The organism is Pseudomonas sp. LB3P14 (genome assembly GCF_054898045.1).
In genome coordinates, this window is sequence record NZ_CM142714.1 from 3,419,322 (window position 1) to 3,436,445 (window position 17,124).

17 protein-coding genes are annotated in these 17,124 nt (G+C 58.7%); 11 read left to right on the forward strand and 6 right to left on the reverse strand.

The window, feature by feature from the left end:
* Positions 1–193: 193 nt before the first annotated feature.
* Both ACYZT5_RS15840 and htpX read left to right on the forward strand, forming a co-directional pair.
* Positions 194–1,405: a pyridoxal phosphate-dependent aminotransferase gene (locus ACYZT5_RS15840; RefSeq protein ID WP_462051915.1), complete on the forward strand. Its 1,212-nt coding sequence runs from the start codon at positions 194–196 to the stop codon at positions 1,403–1,405.
* Between the two features lie 316 nt (positions 1,406–1,721).
* Positions 1,722–2,609 carry a protease HtpX gene (htpX, locus tag ACYZT5_RS15845; protein ID WP_008145865.1) on the forward strand — a complete coding sequence of 296 codons (888 nt, stop codon included), beginning with the start codon at positions 1,722–1,724 and terminating at the stop codon, positions 2,607–2,609.
* A 66-nt stretch (positions 2,610–2,675) separates the two neighbouring features.
* Here htpX and ACYZT5_RS15850 read toward each other — a convergent pair whose 3' ends face one another.
* Positions 2,676–3,329, reverse strand: a complete 654-nt coding sequence (locus ACYZT5_RS15850) for a thiopurine S-methyltransferase (protein WP_462051916.1) — start codon at positions 3,327–3,329, stop codon at positions 2,676–2,678.
* Between the two features lie 103 nt (positions 3,330–3,432).
* Between ACYZT5_RS15850 and ACYZT5_RS15855 the strand changes: the two genes are divergently transcribed.
* Positions 3,433–4,200: a DODA-type extradiol aromatic ring-opening family dioxygenase gene (locus tag ACYZT5_RS15855; protein WP_462051917.1), complete on the forward strand. Its 768-nt coding sequence runs from the start codon at positions 3,433–3,435 to the stop codon at positions 4,198–4,200.
* 37 nt (positions 4,201–4,237) lie between these two features.
* Here the strand turns inward: ACYZT5_RS15855 and ACYZT5_RS15860 are convergent, their stop codons facing one another.
* A complete protein-coding gene (locus tag ACYZT5_RS15860) occupies positions 4,238–4,951 on the reverse strand; it encodes a UTRA domain-containing protein (RefSeq protein WP_462051918.1) in 714 nt (237 codons plus the stop codon).
* A 349-nt stretch (positions 4,952–5,300) separates the two neighbouring features.
* Between ACYZT5_RS15860 and ACYZT5_RS15865 the strand changes: the two genes are divergently transcribed.
* From ACYZT5_RS15865 to ACYZT5_RS15890, 6 genes are all read left to right on the forward strand, one after another.
* A complete protein-coding gene (locus ACYZT5_RS15865; RefSeq protein WP_462051919.1) occupies positions 5,301–6,365 on the forward strand; it encodes an ABC transporter substrate-binding protein in 1,065 nt (354 codons plus the stop codon).
* Between the two features lie 183 nt (positions 6,366–6,548).
* On the forward strand, positions 6,549–7,355 hold the full coding sequence (locus ACYZT5_RS15870) for an alkaline phosphatase family protein (RefSeq protein WP_462051920.1): 807 nt from the start codon (positions 6,549–6,551) through the stop codon (positions 7,353–7,355).
* A 5-nt stretch (positions 7,356–7,360) separates the two neighbouring features.
* Entirely contained in the window at positions 7,361–8,197 is an 837-nt protein-coding gene (locus ACYZT5_RS15875; protein ID WP_462052259.1) for an ABC transporter permease, read from the forward strand.
* Positions 8,184–8,984 carry an ABC transporter permease gene (locus tag ACYZT5_RS15880; RefSeq protein ID WP_462051921.1) on the forward strand — a complete coding sequence of 267 codons (801 nt, stop codon included), beginning with the start codon at positions 8,184–8,186 and terminating at the stop codon, positions 8,982–8,984. Before ACYZT5_RS15875 ends, ACYZT5_RS15880 begins: the two co-directional genes overlap by 14 nt.
* A complete protein-coding gene (locus ACYZT5_RS15885; protein WP_462051922.1) occupies positions 8,981–9,970 on the forward strand; it encodes an ABC transporter ATP-binding protein in 990 nt (329 codons plus the stop codon). Before ACYZT5_RS15880 ends, ACYZT5_RS15885 begins: the two co-directional genes overlap by 4 nt.
* A gap of 34 nt (positions 9,971–10,004) precedes the next feature.
* Positions 10,005–10,658 (forward strand): HAD family hydrolase, encoded by a 654-nt coding sequence (locus ACYZT5_RS15890; protein ID WP_462051923.1) that lies wholly within the window; start codon positions 10,005–10,007, stop codon positions 10,656–10,658.
* 127 nt (positions 10,659–10,785) lie between these two features.
* On the opposite strand, the gene ACYZT5_RS15895 is transcribed toward ACYZT5_RS15890, so the two are convergent.
* Positions 10,786–11,748 (reverse strand): zinc-binding dehydrogenase, encoded by a 963-nt coding sequence (locus ACYZT5_RS15895; RefSeq protein WP_462051924.1) that lies wholly within the window; start codon positions 11,746–11,748, stop codon positions 10,786–10,788.
* A gap of 140 nt (positions 11,749–11,888) precedes the next feature.
* Between ACYZT5_RS15895 and ACYZT5_RS15900 the strand changes: the two genes are divergently transcribed.
* Positions 11,889–13,970, forward strand: coding sequence for a carboxy terminal-processing peptidase (locus ACYZT5_RS15900; protein ID WP_462051925.1), 2,082 nt, complete (start codon positions 11,889–11,891; stop codon positions 13,968–13,970).
* 149 nt (positions 13,971–14,119) lie between these two features.
* Positions 14,120–15,904 carry a bifunctional diguanylate cyclase/phosphodiesterase gene (locus ACYZT5_RS15905; protein ID WP_462051926.1) on the forward strand — a complete coding sequence of 595 codons (1,785 nt, stop codon included), beginning with the start codon at positions 14,120–14,122 and terminating at the stop codon, positions 15,902–15,904.
* Between the two features lie 36 nt (positions 15,905–15,940).
* Here ACYZT5_RS15905 and ACYZT5_RS15910 read toward each other — a convergent pair whose 3' ends face one another.
* The 3 genes from ACYZT5_RS15910 to ACYZT5_RS15920 are packed head-to-tail and all read right to left on the reverse strand — an operon-like array spanning position 15,941 to position 17,070.
* Entirely contained in the window at positions 15,941–16,360 is a 420-nt protein-coding gene (locus tag ACYZT5_RS15910) for an SEL1-like repeat protein (protein ID WP_462051927.1), read from the reverse strand.
* The gene (locus ACYZT5_RS15915; RefSeq protein WP_059401930.1) at positions 16,361–16,732 is read right to left on the reverse strand and encodes a hypothetical protein; all 372 of its coding nucleotides are present in this window, start codon (positions 16,730–16,732) and stop codon (positions 16,361–16,363) included.
* Positions 16,729–17,070, reverse strand: a complete 342-nt coding sequence (locus ACYZT5_RS15920; RefSeq protein ID WP_282381005.1) for a helix-turn-helix domain-containing protein — start codon at positions 17,068–17,070, stop codon at positions 16,729–16,731. The genes ACYZT5_RS15915 and ACYZT5_RS15920 overlap by 4 nt, the downstream gene beginning before the upstream one ends.
* Positions 17,071–17,124: the final 54 nt, after the last annotated feature.

Sequence of the window (17,124 nt, forward strand, 5' to 3'; positions counted from 1 at the left end):
GTACCTTTTCCACGGATCAGGCGGCACGTATGATTGCGCCTCGTCAAACGCCAGTCTGGCAGCCAGACCACGCGCATTCAAACGGATTTATGGGTGCTGCATTTCAAGGCGTCAGGCCTGTGTGAATACGCAGGATTCCCAGCACGGTTGTTCATACGCCGCCTGGATCGTTCATTTTCGGGAACACATCGCCATGCAGGTCAGCAAATCGAACAAGCTCGCCAACGTCTGCTACGACATTCGCGGCCCAGTGCTCAAGCACGCCAAACGCCTGGAAGAGGAAGGCCATCGCATCCTCAAGCTGAACATCGGCAACCCGGCGCCCTTTGGTTTCGAAGCGCCGGATGAAATCCTCCAGGACGTGATCCGCAACCTGCCGACCGCTCAGGGCTACAGCGACTCCAAGGGTCTGTTCAGTGCCCGCAAGGCCGTCATGCAGTACTACCAGCAAAAGCAGGTGGAAGGCGTCGGCATTGAAGACATCTATTTGGGCAACGGCGTTTCCGAGCTGATCGTGATGTCGATGCAGGCCCTGCTCAACAACGGCGACGAAGTGCTGGTGCCGGCCCCGGATTACCCGCTGTGGACCGCCGCGGTGAGCCTGTCGGGCGGCAACCCGGTACATTACCTGTGCGACGAGCAGGCCAACTGGTGGCCGGATCTGGCCGACATCAAGGCCAAGATCACCCCGAACACCAAAGCTCTGGTGATCATCAACCCGAACAACCCGACCGGCGCGGTGTATTCGAAAGAAGTCCTGCTGGGCATGCTGGAACTGGCCCGTCAGCACGACCTGGTGGTTTTTTCCGACGAGATCTACGACAAGATTCTGTACGACGATGCCGTGCACATCTGCACGGCCTCCCTGGCGCCAGATCTGCTGTGCCTGACGTTCAACGGTCTGTCCAAGTCTTATCGCGTGGCCGGTTTCCGTTCTGGCTGGATCGCCATTTCCGGCCCGAAACACCACGCCCAGAGCTACATCGAAGGCATCGACATGCTGGCGAACATGCGCCTGTGTGCCAACGTACCGAGCCAGCACGCTATCCAGACAGCCCTCGGCGGTTATCAGAGCATCAATGATCTGGTATTACCCCAAGGTCGCCTGCTGGAACAGCGCAACCGTACCTGGGAACTGCTCAACGCCATTCCCGGCGTAAGCTGCGTCAAGCCAATGGGCGCGCTGTATGCGTTCCCACGGATCGACCCGAAAGTCTGCCCGATCCATAACGACGAGAAATTCGTGCTCGACCTGCTGCTGTCGGAGAAGCTGCTGGTGGTTCAAGGCACCGCCTTCAACTGGCCATGGCCGGACCACTTCCGTGTGGTGACCCTGCCGCGTTTGGACGACCTGGACATGGCCATCGGACGTATTGGCAACTTCCTCAAGTCCTATCGCCAGTAAGCGGCCTGTCACCGTGCGACGCTTGCGCAAGTCGCACGGTGATTGATTCAGCAACATATCTTTGCGCCCTGCCGAACATCGCTTCTTCAATTGCTGACTGATGACTCGTTACGCGCTCGCGTCTAACAACGACGGGGCCTGCGACGTGAAATGACTGACAAACCCGTCCCCTATCGACGTCGGAAATGCCCTTCAAACAGCTAGACTGTTGCCGTAGGAAACAGTTTGAAATAGTCACCCGGTTGAATAGCCCGGGTCAGCACCTTATATACCCCGCAGTACGCTACATCTTTAGCATGAGGAGATTTCTACAACCATGATGCGCATCCTGCTGTTTTTGGCCACTAACCTGGCGGTCGTGCTGATTGCCAGCATCACCCTGAGCCTTTTCGGCTTCAACGGGTTCATGGCGGCCAACGGGGTTGATCTCAACCTCAATCAGCTGCTGATTTTCTGTGCGGTCTTTGGTTTCGCCGGTTCGCTGTTCTCGCTGTTCATCTCCAAGTGGATGGCGAAGATGAGCACCAGCACCCAAATCATCAGCCAGCCGCGCACACGTCACGAGCAATGGCTGCTGCAAACCGTCGAGCAATTGTCCCGGGAAGCCGGGATCAAGATGCCCGAAGTCGGTATTTTCCCGGCCTATGAGGCGAACGCCTTCGCCACCGGCTGGAACAAGAACGACGCATTGGTCGCGGTCAGCCAGGGCCTGCTCGAGCGTTTTTCGCCGGATGAAGTGAAAGCCGTTCTGGCCCACGAAATCGGCCACGTAGCCAATGGCGACATGGTCACCCTGGCGTTGGTCCAGGGTGTGGTGAACACTTTCGTGATGTTCTTCGCACGGATCATCGGCAACTTTGTCGACAAGGTGATCTTCAAGAACGAAGAAGGCCAGGGCATTGCCTACTACGTGGCGACCATCTTCGCCGAACTGGTCCTGGGCATTCTGGCCAGCGCCATCGTCATGTGGTTCTCGCGCAAACGCGAATTCCGTGCCGATGAAGCCGGTGCACGTCTGGCCGGCACCGCCGCAATGATCGGCGCCCTGCAACGCCTGCGTGCGGAACAGGGTCTGCCGGTGCACATGCCGGACACCCTGACTGCTTTCGGCATCAACGGTGGCATCAAACAGGGGTTCGCCCGCATGTTCATGAGCCACCCGCCGCTGGAAGAACGCATCGACGCGTTGCGTCGTCGGGGCTGACAGTTCTGCGGTGATACAAAAAGGGGCGATCATCTGATCGCCCCTTTTTTGTGCCTTGCTGTTCCATCAACTCATCAGGCGATACACCCGCTCTTCAAGCCGCGTAACACCGTTTTCCAGGAACTTCCAGCTCTCGCCCAGAACGTCCTGGTCCTCCAGAATCTTCAACTCCCACGAAGCCTCGAACAACCGTTGCACTTCGTCATCCAGCACTGCAAAGGGCGGTCCGTCCATTTGCGCCTGCTCGTAGTCCAGGGTAATCAGCAGCCCCAAAGAATCCTTCGGCAAAATCCGCTTCAGATGCTCGGCGTATTGCTCGCGCATTGTCGGCGGCAGGGCAATCAACGCCGCGCGGTCGTACAGCGCACTGCAATCGGCGACATCGCCGGCCGTCAACGCGAAGAAATCTCCACACCAGATCTCGATCGAGCCCGCCCGATAGACAGTGAAGGGGCCTTGGTCGCTGACGTCCGGATCAAATTGATGCTCGTGGAAAAAGTCTTCCACCGCTTTTTCCGACAACTCGACTCCCAACACCTCGTGACCGCATTTCGCCAGCCACAGCAGATCCAGGCTTTTCCCACATAACGGCACCAGTACGCGCGCGCCCTCTTCCAGGCCCAGCTGCGGCCAGTGCCGTTGCAGATAGGGATTCACTTCCGGCAGGTGAAAGCCGATCTGATTCGACGTCCACCGCTTGTGCCAAAACTCCGGCTGCATAATTAATCCCGAAAATTCGATCAAAAGACCCTAAAACTTATATTAGATTTAGATCAATGATCTGACTGAAGATGATGCCATCTTACGCCTCAGGAGCTCATTCATGTTCCCCAGCCTGTACATATCCCATGGCTCGCCCATGTTGGCACTGGAACCGGGCGCCAGCGGGCCCGCCCTCGCTCGCCTGGCCGCCGAATTGCCGAAACCCAAGGCCATCATCATTGTTTCCGCGCATTGGGAAAGCAATGAGTTGCTCGTCAGCGGCAACCCACAGCCTGAAACCTGGCATGACTTCGGCGGATTTCCACAGGCGTTATTCGACGTGCAATACCCGGCGCCCGGCGATCCACAATTGGCCGCAGAGGTGGTCGAACTGCTGAAGAGCGATGGCCTGCCCGCACGCATCGACGCCGAACGGCCGTTCGACCATGGGGTCTGGGTGCCCTTGTCGTTGATGTATCCACACGCCGATATCCCTGTGGTGCAAGTCTCGCTGCCCACCCGTGGCGGCCCGTCCCTGCAAACCCGCGTCGGCCATGCGCTGGCGAGTCTGCGCGAACACGGCGTGTTGTTGATCGGTTCCGGCAGCATCACCCACAACCTGCGCGAACTGGACTGGCACGCCGGTCCGGAAAGCGTCGAACCCTGGGCCCAGGCATTTCGTGACTGGATGATCGAAAAACTCGCTGCCAACGACGAAACCGCGTTGCACGACTACCGTCAGCAAGCACCGAATGCCGTGCGCAACCATCCGAGTGATGAACATTTATTGCCGTTGTATTTTGCCCGTGGCGCCGGAGGAAGCTTCAGCGTGGCTCACAAGGGGTTCACCATGGGCGCCTTGGGCATGGACATTTACCGCTTCGGATAATGTCGCAGTACAAGCGCTCAGCCTGTGGCGGCCAGGCTCAGACCACATCAACCCCGACATGAATTGCATCATGCCGCCAAAACTCCAGATCACAATCGATCAACCGCTCATGCTGATCGTAATTGACCCGAGCGATGCGCAACCCCGGACTTCCCACCGACACCCGTAGAGCGGCCGCCGCATCCACCGACAACGCCGTCGGCACAATATCGAAACGCACCCGCCCATAGTGCAAATCGTAATGCCGCGCGTACAGCTCGGTAATCGACTGATTCAAATCGAAATCCAGAATCCCCGGGAAAAACTGCGGATTCAGATAATGCTCCACATACAACACCAGCCGTTCATCAATCCGCCGCGCCCGGCAAATCTGAATCACGCTCGACAACGCCGGCAACTGCAACCACGCACAGACCGCCGCCGATGCCGGTTGCAACCGCGCTGAAATCACCTCGGTGGACGGCACACGCCCCTGTGCACTGACCATCGCGTGAAAGTGACTGCGCTGCATCAGGTTATACGCCAGGCGCGGTGGCGACACGAACCAGCCACGGCGCTCCTCCCGATAAATCTGCCCCTGGGCTTCCAACTGCAACAACGCTTCACGCACGGTGATCCGCGTGGTACCGAACAACTCACTGAGCTTGCGCTCGGCCGGCAGTTTGCTACCGGGCGCTAACAGGCCATGGTCAAGCTGTTCCTGCAGAACCTGCCCGATCGCTGTCACCGCTTTGGTTGACTCAATACGCATCAACGTTACCTATCTGGACTAGACCAGCACTGTTTCGGGGCGGAACCGCGATTCAATCGGCTCCCATCAACTCCCTGCAAGCCTAGGCACTGCACATGACTGACAGATGACAAAGCCGCCGAACGGTTGAGCCAGACGCCTGCAAAATCACGGCCAAGTCCTTTCATATCAGCCCTTTAGCCATGGTCTACGCTTACCCAGGAGCCTGAGCATTCCAGCGCAGCACATAGAGGTAGACCGGTCGTCGACATCAAAATGTCATCCAGCCGGCCTAAATTGGCTCAGGTATTGCTGACCTAGACCAACACAACCGCAATCGCAGCGTTGAAAACGCCCAAAGGAGCTTCGGATGAAAAAGCTTTTCCTGGCATCACTGTTAGGCTCGACCATTGCCATGTGCACTGCCGCCATGGCCGCTGATGATTTGAAAACCCTGGAAGCCGCTGCGAAAGCGGAAGGCGCGGTCAATAGCGTCGGCATGCCCGATGACTGGGCCAACTGGAAAGGCACTTGGGAAGACCTGGCCAAGACTTACGGCCTGAAACACATCGACACCGACATGAGCTCGGCGCAGGAAATCGCCAAGTTCGCCGCTGAGAAAGACAACGCCAGCGCTGACATCGGCGACGTTGGCGCAGCCTTCGGTCCGATCGCGGTCAAACAAGGCGTGGTGCAGCCGTATAAACCGAGCACCTGGGCGCAAGTCCCGGACTGGGCCAAAGACAAGGACGGCAACTGGGCGCTGGCCTACACCGGCACCATCGCGTTCATCGTCAACAAAAAGCTGCTGCACGGCTCCGAAGCCCCGACCAAGTGGGCTGATCTGAAAACCGGTAAATACAAGGTTTCCATCGGTGACGTGAGCACCGCCGCCCAGGCCGCCAACGGTGTACTGGCCGCAGCACTGGCCAACGGTGGCGACGAAAAGAACCTGCAACCAGCGCTGTTGCTGTTCGCAGATATCGCCAAACAAGGACGCCTGTCCATGGCCAACCCGACCATCGCCACGATGGAAAAGGGTGAAATCGAAGTCGGCGTGGTCTGGGACTTCAACGGCCTGAGCTACAAGGCCAAGATGGCGAATCCGGATGATTACGTGGTGCTGATTCCCTCCGATGGCTCGGTGATTTCCGGTTACACCACCATCATCAACAAATACGCGAAAAACCCGAACGCCGCCAAGCTGACCCGCGAATACATCTTCAGCGATGCCGGTCAGATCAACCTGGCGCGCGGCAACGCCCGTCCGATCCGCGCCGAGCACGTCAAACTGCCGGATGACGTCAAAGCCAAACTGCTGCCTAACGAACAGTACAAAAAGGTCACGCCGATCAAAGACGCGGATGCGTGGGAAAAGACCTCCAAGGCACTGCCTCAGAAGTGGAACGAAGAAGTCATCGTCGAAATGAAGTGATGCTGTAGATCCCCGATTGGATCTCTGATGGAGATCCATGTGGGAGCGAGCTTGCTCGCGATGGCGGCAGTACAGTCAACATTGATGTTGAATGCGCAGCAGTCATCGCGAGCAAGCTCGCTCCCACAGTGGATTGAGTTGAATTCGAGACCTCTGATTCCTGTATTGCGGAGTTTTGCCCCTATGAAGCACAACGTCATCCTTGTCGTGCTCGACGGCCTCAATTACGAAGTCGCGCGCCACGCCATGGGGCACCTGCAGGCTTATGTTGGCGCAGGACGCGCGTCGCTCTACAAACTGGAGTGCGAACTGCCGGCCCTGTCCCGACCGCTTTACGAATGCATCCTCACCGGCGTCCCGCCCATCGAGAGCGGCATCGTCCACAACAACGTCTCGCGCCTGTCCAACCAGCGCAGCATTTATCACTACGCCACGGATGCCGGCCTTACAACCGCCGCCGCGGCCTATCACTGGGTCAGCGAGCTGTATAACAATTCGCCCTTCGTTGCCGCACGGGATCGTCACACCGACAACCCCGACCTGCCGATCCAACATGGTCACTTCTACTGGAACGATCACTACCCGGATTCGCACCTGTTCGCCGACGCCGAAAACCTGCGCTTGCGCCACGCGCCGAATTTTTTGTTGATCCATCCCATGAACATCGACGACGCCGGGCACAAGCACGGTCTCGACACCCCGCAATACCGCAACAGCGCCCGCTCGGCGGACATTATTCTGGCCGACTACCTGCAAACCTGGCTCGACGCCGGCTATCAGGTACTGGTGACCGCCGACCATGGCATGAACAACGACCGTTCCCACAACGGCCTGCTGCCGGAAGAACGCGAAGTGCCGCTGTTCGTCCTCGGCGATGCCTTCAGCTTCAATACCAACGCTGCACCGAAACAGACTGAAATCTGCGGCACCGTCTGCGAACTGCTGGGCGTGGCCCACGACAAACCTGTCTGCCGGGAGCTCCTCAAGTGAATGCCATGACTCGGGGGAAATGGCTGGCGGTGCTGTGCCTGGTGCCCTTCGCGCTGTTCTTTATCGTATTCGAGATCGCCCCGTTGAGCTGGGTGATGATCAACAGCCTGCAATCGGAAGAGTTCGGCTGGGGCATCGCCAACTTCAGCAAAATCTTCAATTCGAGGTTCTATCTGCAGGCGATCCAGCTCAGTCTCGAGATCAGCTTCTGGTCCAGCGTGTTCGGGATCATCATCGCGGTGCTCGGCGCCTACTCCCTTCGCCGGGTCGACTCGAAACTGCGCAACTTCGTCAACGCCTTCGCCAACATGACCAGCAACTTCGCCGGCGTACCCCTGGCTTTCGCGTTCATCATCCTGCTGGGCTTCAACGGCAGCTTCACCATCATGCTCAAGCAGGCCGGGATCATTCAGGACTTCAACCTGTACTCGAAAACCGGGCTGATCATTCTCTACACCTACTTCCAGATTCCATTGGGCGTGCTGCTGCTCTACCCGGCTTTCGACGCCTTGCGCGAAGACTGGCGTGAGTCCGCCCAATTGCTCGGCGCCAACGGCTGGCAGTTCTGGCGCCACATCGGTTTGCCGGTGCTGACGCCTGCACTGCTCGGCACCTTCGTGATCTTGCTGGCCAACGCCCTCGGTGCCTACGCCACGGTCTACGCGTTGACCACCGGCAACTTCAACGTGCTGCCGATCCGCATCGCGGCGATGGTGTCCGGCGATATTTCCCTGGACCCGAACCTCGCCAGTGCGTTGGCCGTGGTGCTGGTGGCGTTGATGACCCTGGTGACCATCGTGCATCAGCTGCTGCTGAAGAGGAGCTACCATGTCTCGCGCTGAATTGGGCCCCATCGGTGTCTATCACCGGGTGGTGGTGTACTTGCTGTTTGCCATTCTGTTGTTGCCGCTGGCCGGGACGTTAATCTACTCGATCGCCAGCAGTTGGTCGGCGACCATTCTGCCCAGCGGCTTTACCTTCAAGTGGTACGTCCAGCTGTGGAGCGATCCGCGCTTTCTCAATGCGTTCGGGCAATCGCTGCTGGTCTGCGTCGGCGCGTTGATTCTGTCGGTGGTGCTGATTCTGCCGCTGCTGTTTGTGGTGCATTACCACTTCCCCAAACTTGATGCGCTGATGAACATCCTGATCCTGCTGCCCTTCGCGGTGCCGCCGGTGGTGTCCTCGGTGGGGCTGTTGCAGCTCTATGGTTCCGGGCCGTTTGCGATGGTCGGTACGCCATGGATTCTGATTGGCTGCTACTTCACCATCGCGCTGCCGTTCATGTACCGGGCGATCACCAACAACCTGCAAGCGATCAACCTGCGCGACCTGATGGACTCCGCTCAGTTGCTGGGCGCCAGCACCTGGCAAGCCGCGTTCCTGGTGGTGCTGCCGAACCTGCGCAAGGGGCTGATGGTGGCGTTGCTGCTGTCGTTCTCGTTCCTGTTCGGTGAGTTCGTGTTCGCCAACATCCTCGTCGGGACCCGCTACGAAACCCTGCAGGTCTACCTCAACAACATGCGTAACAGCAGCGGCCACTTCACCAGTGCGCTGGTGATCTCCTACTTCTTCTTTGTGCTGGTTCTGACCTGGGCGGCCAATATCTTGAACAAGGACAAAAGCGAATGAGCTATGTCAGCGTCCAACACCTGCAGAAAAACTATGCAGGCACCACGGTGTTCAGCGACATCAACTGCGAAATCCAGAAGGGCGAATTCGTCACCCTCCTCGGCCCGTCCGGTTGCGGCAAATCCACGCTGCTGCGCTGCATCGCCGGCCTGACGTCGGTGGATGGCGGCAAGATTCTGCTGGATGGCGTCGATATCGTGCCGTTGAGCCCGCAGAAACGCGGGATCGGCATGGTGTTCCAGAGTTATGCACTGTTCCCGAACATGACCGTGGAACAGAACGTCGCCTTCGGTTTGCGCATGCAGAAGGTCAACGCCGACGACAGCCAAAAACGTGTTGCCGAAGTGCTGAAACTGGTGGAACTCAATGACTTCGCCGCGCGGTATCCGCATCAACTGTCTGGCGGCCAATGCCAGCGGGTCGCCCTCGCCCGCTCGTTGGTGACCCGGCCACGTCTGTTGCTGCTGGATGAACCGCTGTCGGCCCTCGATGCGCGGATTCGCAAGCACTTGCGCGAACAGATCCGTCAGATTCAGCGTGAACTCGGCCTGACCACGATCTTCGTCACACACGATCAGGAAGAAGCACTGACCATGTCTGACCGGATTTTCCTGATGAATCAGGGAAAAATCGTACAGAGCGGCGATGCCGAAACCCTTTACACCGCGCCAGTGGATGTTTTTGCCGCAGGCTTTATCGGCAACTACAACCTGCTGGACGCCGACAGCGCCTCGAAACTGCTGCAGCGCCCCATTACCCACCGCATCGCGATTCGCCCGGAAGCCATCGAGCTGAGCCTGAACGGCGAACTCGACGCGCAAGTCCGCAGCCACAGCCTGTTGGGCAACGTGATTCGCTACCGGGTTGAAGCCCGGGGCGTGGAATTGGTGGTGGATGTGCTGAACCGCTCGGCGGCCGATCTGCATCCCGATGGTCAGCGTCTGGCGCTTTCCATCGATCCGACGGCCCTCTGTGAGGTAGCCTGATGCCTTTGCTGATGTTGAAGAGAGAACCGCACTGATGGCCCTGGCAATTTTTGATTTGGACGAAACCCTGATCCACGGTGACTGCGCCACCCTTTGGAGCGAGCAAATGGGCCGCCTGGGTTGGGTCGATCCCGAGTCGTTCATGCGTCAGAACAACGAACTGATGGACGCCTACAGCCACGGCAAGCTGCGAATGGAGGAATACATGACCTTCAGTCTGGAGCCGATGATCGGGCGCACACCGCAAGAGGTCGATCATTTGGTCGGGCCTTGGGTGGAAGACTTCATTGAGCCGATCATTTTCAGTGACGCCACCAAAGCAATTGCAGCCCACCGCAAGGCCGGCGACCGGATTTTGGTGATTTCGGCGTCGGGCACGCACTTGGTGAGGCCGATTGCCGATCGTTTGGGCATTGACGAGATTCTCGGCATCGAGCTGGAAGTCGCGCACGGCGTTTATAGCGGCCACACCGTCGGCACGCTGACCTACCGCGAAGGCAAGATCACGCGCTTGCTGGAATGGCTGGATGCGGAGGAGGAAAATCTGGAAGGCGCGAGTTTCTACTCGGACTCACGCAATGACTTGCCGCTGTTGCTGAAGGTGGATTTCCCGCACGTGGTGAATCCGGATCCAGTGTTGCTTGAGCACGCCGAAAAAGCAGGCTGGCCGATCCATATCTGGAAGTAACTCTTTGCTCTGATCGTTCCCACGCTCTGCGTGGGAATGCAGCCCGGGACGCTCCGCGTCCCAAGCGGACGCAGAGCGTCCATTGAGGCATTCCCACGCAGAGCATGGGAACGATCTGTGACAAGGGTCAGGTCAGGCTTGGGTCGATCACCAACACTAACTTCCCCGCCACCTTATTGGTCGCCAACTCAGCAAACGCCGCTTCGGCATCCTTGATCGGGAAGGTCTTGGCCAGTTGCGGACTCAAACGCCCTTCGGCAAACAGCGGCCAGACATGCTGGCTCAGATCACTGAACAAATCCGCCTTGAACTGCTCGTCGCGACTGCGCAGGGTCGAACCCAGCAATTGCACGCGCTTGGCCAGCACTTGCGCCAGATCCAGCTTCGCCTCACGTCCGCCCATCAGGCCGATCAACACCCAACGGCCGTCGCGGGCCAGAAGTTTCAGATTCAACGTCGCGTAGTTACCGCCGACCGGATCAAGGATCACATCGAACGGCGCCAGATCGCTCAAGCTGTCCAGATCCCCGTTTCGTACTACCCCGCCTTGCGCGCCCAGCGCTTCGCAGTAAGCCAAACGCTCGGCGGAACCGACGCTGACCCAGCACGGGTTACCAAACGCCTTGCACAGCTGAATGGCAGCTGAACCGATTCCACTTGCTCCGGCGTGCAGGAGCACTTTCTCACCCGGTTTGAGCGCCGCCAGTTGAAACAAATTCAGCCAAACGGTCGCATACACTTCCGGCAGCGCTGCAGCCTCCGTCAGGGACAAACCTTCGGGAACCCGCAACACGTGCCGTCCGTCGACAACTACCTCCTCGGCCATCCCGCCCCCGGCCAGCAAGGCGCAGACCCGATCCCCGACCTGCCAGGACGACCCGGGTCCCACCTCGCTGATCACCCCCGAGCACTCAAGACCCAGTACCTGACTGGCTCCCGGCGGTGGCGGATAAAGACCCGCCTTCTGTAACAAATCGGCGCGATTGAGACCCGCAGCCGCCACTCGAATCCGAACTTGTCCTACATCGCATGTAGGACTGGGCTCTTCCACCCACTCCACTCGACCTTCAACGCCTTGCAATGCTTTCACAGTGCCTCCATAGTGAGTCTGGACTGAGCCCGTTGCTGTAGCGCCGGGCTTTCTTGCATTTTTTGACCGGCCCTTTGTGGAACCGGCGACTTCAAAGACGGCCTAATATGCGTGATCAATTGTCCCCGCGTCGAATCAGCATGAAGCATTTTTTCCCCAGCACCGCCCTAGCCCTATTCATTGGTATCGGTCTGTTGCCGATGTCGACCAATTCGTTTGCAGCCAATAGCTGGGACAAGCTTCAGCCTGATCGTGATGAAGTGATCGCCAGCCTGAATGTCGTCGAGTTGCTCAAGCGCCATCACTACAGCAAGCCGCCGCTCGATGACGCGCGCTCCGCGATCATCTATGACAGCTATCTCAAGCTGCTGGACCCGTCGCGCAGCTACTTCATGGCCAGCGACATTGCCGAATTCGACAAGTGGAAAACCCAGTTTGACGACTTCCTCAAAAGCGGCGACCTGAACGCCGGGTTCACCATCTACAAGCGCTACCTGGACCGCGTCAAAGCGCGTCTGGACTTCGCCCTTGCCGAGCTGAACAAAGGCGTCGACAAAATTGATTTCTCCACCAAGGAAACCTTGCTGATCGATCGCAAGGACGCCCCTTGGCTCAAATCCACTGCAGAACTCGACGACCTGTGGCGCAAACGCGTCAAGGACGAAGTACTGCGGATGAAGATTGCCGGCAAAGAGCCCAAGCAGATTCAGGAAACCCTGACCAAGCGCTACAAGAACCAATTGGCGCGCCTGGACCAGACCCGTCCGGAAGATATCTTCCAGGCGTACATCAACACCTTCGCCATGTCCTACGACCCGCACACCAACTATCTGTCGCCGGATAACGCGGAGAACTTCGACATCAACATGAGCCTGTCCCTCGAGGGCATCGGCGCCGTGTTGCAGAGCGACAACGACCAGGTGAAAGTCGTGCGTCTGGTGCCGGCAGGCCCGGCCGACAAGACCAAGCAAGTCGCACCGGCTGACAAGATCATCGGCGTTGCCCAGGGCAACAAGGAAATGGTCGACGTGGTCGGCTGGCGTCTGGACGAAGTGGTCAAGCTGATCCGTGGGCCGAAAGGCACCGTGGTGCGCCTGGAAGTGATCCCGGCCAGCAACGCGCCGAACGACCAGACCACCAAAGTCGTCCCGATCACCCGCGAAGCAGTGAAGCTTGAAGACCAGGCTGTGAAGAAGTCGGTCCTCAACCTGAAACAGGACGGCAAGGACTACAAGCTCGGCGTCATCGAGATCCCGGCCTTCTACCTGGACTTCAAGGCCTTCCGTGCTGGCGATCCGGACTACAAGAGCACCACTCGCGACGTCAAGAAACTGCTGACCGAGTTGCAGAAAGACAAAGTTGACGGCGTAGTCATCGACCTGCGCAACAACGGCGGTGGTTCCCTGCAGGAAGCCACCGAGCTGACCAGTCTGTTCATCGACAAAGGTCCGACCGTTCTCGTGCGTAATGCCGATGGCCGGGTCGATGTGCTGGAAGATGAAAACCCGGGTGCCTTCTACAAAGGGCCAATGGCGTTGCTGGTCAACCGCTTGTCCGCCTCGGCTTCGGAGATTTTTGCCGGTGCCATGCAGGATTACCACCGCGCATTGATCATCGGCGGCCAGACCTTCGGTAAAGGCACCGTGCAGACTATTCAGCCGCTGAACCATGGCGAACTGAAACTGACCCTGGCCAAGTTCTACCGGGTTTCCGGCCAGAGCACCCAGCATCAGGGCGTACTGCCGGACATCGATTACCCGTCGATCATCGACACCAAGGAAATCGGCGAAAGCGCACTGCCTGAAGCCATGCCGTGGGACACCATCCGTGCGGCCATCAAGCCTGCGGTCGACCCGTTCAAGCCGTACATCTCGCAGCTTAAATCCGAGCATGACGGACGCTCGGCCAAAGACGCGGAGTTCGTATTCATCCGCGACAAACTGGCCCTGGCACAGAAACTGATGGCGGAAAAAACCGTCAGCCTCAATGAAGCTGATCGTCGTGCCCAACACGCTGATATCGAAGCCAAGCAACTTGCCATGGAAAATATCCGTCGCAAGGCCAAGGGCGAAGAACCGCTCAAAGAGCTGAAGAAAGAAGACGAAGACGCGATCGCGGCCGAGCCAGACAAGACCAAACCAGAAGACGATGCTTACTTGAGTGAGACCGGGCGGATTCTGTTGGACTACCTGAAACTCAACACCGCGGTAGCCAAGCACTAAGTTGTTACAAGCAAGATGATGGCAATTTAATGGTGACGCTCCCCGGAGCGTCATCAAACAGTCATCATCCTGTCGTGAAATACAGGACTGGGAGCACCTCTTTATCCAAGAGTGTGCTCCCAGTCCTTTTTTTATCGCCAGAGAAAGCCATGACCACCACAGAACAGCTGAGTGCCTTGAGTTCCATACTGGCTCAAAGCGGTTTGCACAGCCTGTTCCAGCCGATCATTTGCCTTTCTGAGCGACGCATTCTGGGTTACGAAGCGCTCAGTCGCGGCCCCTCCAACAGTCCGCTGCATTCCCCCATCGCACTGTTCGCCGTCGCCCGGCAGGCTGGCCGCCTGAGCGAACTGGAGATCGCTTGCCGTCAAAGCGCTTGCCGCCGCTTCAACGAACAACAACTGCCCGGCAAACTGTTCCTCAACGTTTCCCCGGAATCCTTGCTCGAAGCCGCACACCAACCCGGTCGCACCCTGCAACTGCTGCAGGATTTCGGCATACCGCCGAGTCAGGTGGTGATCGAACTGACTGAACAGACCCCGACCGACGATTTCGAGCTGCTGCAAACCGCGTTGCATCACTATCGAGCGATGGGGTTTTCCATTGCTCTGGATGATCTGGGTGCAGGCTATTCGAGCTTGCGGCTCTGGTCCGAACTGCGTCCAGACTACGTGAAGATTGATCGACACTTCATCGACGGCATTCACCAGGACGCCCTCAAGCGCGAATTCGTCGGCTCTATCCTGCAAATCGCCAAGGCCTCGCGGGCGCAAGTGATCGCCGAAGGCATCGAGCTGCCGGAAGAACTCGCGGTATTGACCGAGATGGGCGTCGACCTGGTCCAGGGTTATTTGCTCTGTCGGCCTCAAGAGCAACCGCCTCGGGACGCACGAGCGATGATGCCCAAACATGACAGCTCCGCCGTGGCGCTGAACGATGAAGGCAGTGACCTTAGTGCCCTGCTCAACGACCAACCGGCAGTGGGTCGCGATACACCGACCGCCACGGTGCTGGAAGCCTTCCGTCGCCAGGCCAACCTGAACTCCCTGGCGGTGCTCGACGACCAAGGCCAGCCCTGCGGGATCGTCCACCGGCATTCGCTCTCCGACGCACTGCTCAAACCCTTTGCCACCGACCTGTTCGCCCGCAAACCGATCAGCCGCTTAATGAGCGATGACTTCCTCGCCGTTGAGATGAGCCAGTCGTTGCAACAAGTGAGTCGCCTGATCACCAGCCGCGCGCGGCAGCGCATCGAAGAAGATTTCATCATCACCCTCAACGGCGGTTACCTGGGACTGGGCCGAGTGATCGACGTACTCAAACTGATTACCGAACTGAAGATCCAGCAAGCCCGTTACGCCAACCCGCTGACCCTGTTGCCTGGCAACGTGCCGATCCAGCAATGCTTGACACGACTGCTGCAACAGCAACGGGAATCGGTGATCTGCTACGTGGACATCGACAGTTTCAAACCCTTCAACGACATCTACGGCTACGGCCGCGGGGACGAAGTCCTACTGTGCCTGGCGCAATGCCTGAATGATCGCGTCGACCCTTCCCGCGACTTCGTCGGGCATATCGGCGGCGATGACTTCCTGCTGGTGCTCGGCCCGGAAGACTGGCGCAAACGTTTGAACCAGTTGCTGGACGACTTCCAGAGCCAGTGCCGACGCTTCTACCGCAGCGAACACCTGGAAGCTGGCTGCTTCATCGCCCCAAACCGTCAGGGCGTGCGTCAGGAGTTTGCGTTGCTGTCACTGTCGATCGGCGTGGTGCACTTGCATCCACAGGCCTGTGGACAACTCGATGCAAGCCAATTGGCGGAGATGGCCTCGCAAGCCAAGCACCACGCGAAGAATGTGCCGGGGTATAGCGTGCATGTGATTGATAGTCTGGCGGTGCCTGGAGAAGAATTGCTCGTCGGGCAGCGGTGATCGAGCTAACGTAATCGCGGGCAAGTTCAGGCAACCTTAATTCGTAAGTGGAGGCTCGGAGTGACGGGACTCCAGCTCTCTGAGTTTGATCTCCGCCAACGGATGTCCTGCTTTGGCAGCCATCTCCCAAAACCGCGCAGCTTCAACCGGATCCGGTGCCTTGCTCGGCGTTCCGGCAAGACTGATCACGCCCACCTGGTACGCTGCCTTGCCATCCCCCGCCAACGCCGCCAGGCGCAGCAATCTCACACCCTCCTCGCGTGCCCCAAGGCCGACCCCGCGAAAGGTCAGGATGTGGCCATAGAAGCTCTGGGCGCCGACATCACCCAGGTTCGCCATGCGGGCGAACTGGCCTTCGAGCCAGCTCCAGCCACGCGGCTGACGCACAAACCACGACCAGTGAAACAGCCTACGCGCCAGCCAGTAACTGGCCTTCGCCTTGAGTCGCAGAAACACTCAGGCCTCCGCCGACTCGGGGTATTCGTACTCGAACACCCGCACCACTTCCGAAGCATGCCAGGACGCTGCGGCGATGCCATCGGAAGGACCGGAGAAACGCCCCAGACGCTCGACACATTCAAAGAAACCGGTGCGCGGCAAGCGGCTGGCACCCTGGCTGATCACCAGCGAGCTGCGCAAGGGCTGCTCGGCCTTGGCGTCCAGCGCGGCCAGATGTTCAAGGGCGGCAGTCAGGGTTTGCATGGCCGGCGTGGGCAGTTGCAAACGTTCGAGCAACGCACGATATGTCAGAAGATGGCGCTGGCGGCGCGCCTGATCCAGTTCACCCAGCAACCCGTCCCAATGTTGACGACTGATGCGTACGCTCACGATTCATCCCTCCACCCTGGCACCGTCAATTCCCAGGCCAGGCTGCGGCGAATCGCAGCGTCGGGTTGACGCTCGCCACTTTCGATCAAGGCCAGATAAGACGGGCTGATGCCTACCGTGCGGGCCAGCGCCTCGATGGCGATGCCCTTCCCTTCGCGCAAACTTCGTAGTTGATCCAGACCCGGAAGAATCTGGTCTGGTGTTGCCGCGTGACGCTCTGGAGCGACCTGCGGCGGTTGTTCGTTGATGCCTGCTGCTTTCAGTAGAGCCTGATACTGAGCCCACGGCAGAACCGCATATTCGGGCTCGCCTTCGCGTGTAATTATCTGAATATCCATGACTACCCCGTAGGACAACAACACTTAGCGAGTCGGCACTTTTCCCTAGAAGTG